This is a genomic window from Shewanella sp. 11B5, assembly GCF_002836795.1.
Classification (GTDB): Bacteria; Pseudomonadota; Gammaproteobacteria; order Enterobacterales; family Shewanellaceae; genus Shewanella; species Shewanella frigidimarina.
Genome location: NZ_PJAP01000681.1, coordinates 1 through 2,039, shown reverse-complemented (window position 1 = coordinate 2,039; position 2,039 = coordinate 1). Strand labels below are relative to the sequence as shown.

2 protein-coding genes, 1 tRNA gene and 1 pseudogene are annotated in these 2,039 nt (G+C 44.3%); all 4 read right to left on the bottom strand.

Translation table 11 applies throughout. The features are described from left to right. Positions 1 to 130: 130 nt before the first annotated feature. Positions 131 to 217, bottom strand: a tRNA-Leu gene (locus CXF78_RS15255). Between the two features lie 13 nt (positions 218 to 230). Beyond that, on the bottom strand, positions 231 to 566 hold the full coding sequence (gene secG / locus CXF78_RS15250; protein ID WP_059746473.1) for a preprotein translocase subunit SecG: 336 nt from the start codon (positions 564 to 566) through the stop codon (positions 231 to 233). Between the two features lie 4 nt (positions 567 to 570). Then, complete coding sequence (gene tpiA / locus CXF78_RS15245) at positions 571 to 1,353, bottom strand: triose-phosphate isomerase (protein WP_011636460.1); 783 nt, start codon at positions 1,351 to 1,353, stop codon at positions 571 to 573. Positions 1,354 to 1,492: 139 nt separating this feature from the next. Then, positions 1,493 to 2,039, bottom strand: a pseudogene (glmM, locus tag CXF78_RS15240) (phosphoglucosamine mutase); the annotation flags it as partial.

Below are 2,039 nucleotides of genomic sequence, written 5' to 3'. Positions count from 1 at the left end.
CGACCTTCGGGTTATGAGCCCGACGAGCTACCAACTGCTCCACCCCGCGTCAACTGATGCAAGTATATTGATTTACACTATATCTTGCAATAACTAATCAAACTCAATCCATGATTTGTTAGTTTAAATCTGGTGCCGAGAGCGGGACTTGAACCCGCACGTCCGTTAAGACACAGCCACCTCAAGGCTGCGCGTCTACCAATTCCACCACCTCGGCGACACCTGGTATACTAGTCAGGAATTTTCGTTTCTGACTGTTCGGTCTGAACAGGCGCATCATCAATGATTTGCTCTGCTGCTGGACCTAAATCTTTCCACTGATCATTTTGCTCAGTGTGATTAGCGCTTAAATTACCAATCACTAAACTTAATGCAAAAAAGCCAATGGCTAATACTGCAGTACTGCGGGTCAGGAAGTTACCTGAACCACTTGAGCCAAATAGAGTGCCTGAGGCACCGGCTCCGAAAGATGCGCCCATATCGGCACCCTTTCCTTGTTGAATTAAAATTAAGCCTATAAGGCCTAAAGCTACCACCAAGTATACAACTATCAGAACTTCGTACATATAATTACGCGCTCATTGCTATGGTACATAAACTTAAAAACTCACTTGAGTTCAAACTTGCACCGCCAATCAGACCACCATCAACATCAGGCTGGGCAAAGATATCTGCCGCATTGCTTGGGGTGACGCTACCACCGTATAGAATTCTGATATTCTCACCAATAAAGGGAGACACTTCAGAGAGGCGACTGCGAATAAACGCATGTACTTCTTGTGCCTGCTCTGGTGTTGCGCTTTTACCTGTCCCTACAGCCCATAAAGGTTCGTAGGCGATAATTGCGTTATCAAAAGCCATGGTACCGTTTTTTTCAATTACTATATCAAGCTCTTCCGCAATCACCTCAAAGGTACGTCTTGCTTCACGAGCTGGTCCTGATTCACCTACGCATAAAATCGGTGTCAGACCATATTTTTGTGCTGCGGCAAACTTCTCTGCCACGATATTACTCGTCTCTCCGTACATACGGCGACGTTCGGAATGGCCGATAATAACATATCGACATCCAGAATCTTTTAGCATCTGCCCGGATATTTCGCCGGTATATGCACCAAAATCATGTTGACTAAGATTTTGAGCACCCATTCTAACAAGCGCACCGTCTAAGGTTTGCTTATTGGCTTCAAGCAGCTGCCTAACACTTTCAAGATAAATTGAAGGCGGGCATAAAACCACTTCAGCGGAATCATTTTGGAGCTTTGTAGCAAACTTCTTAAATAATTCTTCTGCTAGTGCTGAATTACCATTCATTTTCCAGTTGCCAGCGACCATAGGACGTCTGAGTGCCATTCACTGTCTCCTCTGAAAGCGGCGTGAATAATAGCGAACCACTTATCAAGTTACAAGAGCTAAAAGGGGAATATTTCACATAAAGTGTCGAAGCGTCTACTTTTTAAGCGAGCAACAACATATCTGAATATTCAAATGATTAACATGCTGCCTTTACCGCGTCAGCAATACGATTTGCATGTGCAAGCACTTGCGGATGATCATCACCTTCAACCATCACTCTGATTAACGGTTCGGTACCCGATTTTCTTAATAAAACGCGTCCGCGAGCACCTAATTGCAACTCAACATCAGCTTGCGCAGATTTCACCGCATCGGTATCTAACGGATTAGAGTCCCCTTCAAAGCGGACATTAACCAATACTTGAGGCAACATCTTCATCGGCTCGGTTAATTGTTCAAGAGATGCATTTTGACGACGCATCGCAGCTAACACTAAAATACCTGCAACAATACCATCACCGGTAGTACCATGATCTAGGTTGAGAATATGACCAGAGTTTTCACCACCTATACGCCATTCATTCTCCCTCAGCATCTCCATGACATACCTGTCACCAACTTTAGAGCGAACAAAAGGAATATCAAGTGCTTGCAGCGCTAAGTCTAAGCCTAAATTAGACATTAACGTGCCGACTACTCCGCCTTTTAAAATACCACGCTTTTGAGCATCTACCGCTAAAATA

Coding starts and splice junctions, on each gene's coding strand:
- tpiA (WP_011636460.1), bottom strand. CDS start 1,353: ATGGCACTCAGACGTCCTATGGTCGCTGGCAACTGGAAAATGAATGGT.
- secG (WP_059746473.1), bottom strand. CDS start 566: ATGTACGAAGTTCTGATAGTTGTATACTTGGTGGTAGCTTTAGGCCTT.